The 339-nt window shown below is 55.5% G+C and carries 1 pseudogene; it reads right to left on the reverse strand.

The features are described 5' to 3' along the window. A pseudogene (locus HXZ99_RS12285) lies at positions 1 to 339 on the reverse strand (IS3 family transposase); the annotation flags it as partial.

The raw sequence follows: 339 nt of genomic DNA on the forward strand, positions 1-339 counted from the left end.
CTGCTCGTGCTCACTGAGCTTATTCATCGGCTCTGGACGTATTGCCTCAGGGCGTTTATCGGCAGTCACTTTACCGCCCCGATACCAGCGTTTGTACGTGCGCAGACTGATGCCAACTTCATCACAGGCAAGGCGTAATCGGGCACCGGCTTGATTCGCTTCACGTATCCACGACACGTAATGCGTGCGCTGTGAGACCGAGGTCAATCGTCCTCGTCGTCGTTCTCCCAGAGCGCATCCAGCTTTTTTCGAAGCACCAGAAGCGCTGCCGCTTCAGCCAGGGCTTTTTCTTTCTCGCGCAGCTCACGCTTAAGCTGTTTGATCTCTTTGCGGTCAGTG

This window comes from Aliidiomarina indica, from assembly GCF_015354615.1.
In the GTDB taxonomy this organism is placed as follows: Bacteria; Pseudomonadota; Gammaproteobacteria; order Enterobacterales; family Alteromonadaceae; genus Aliidiomarina; species Aliidiomarina indica.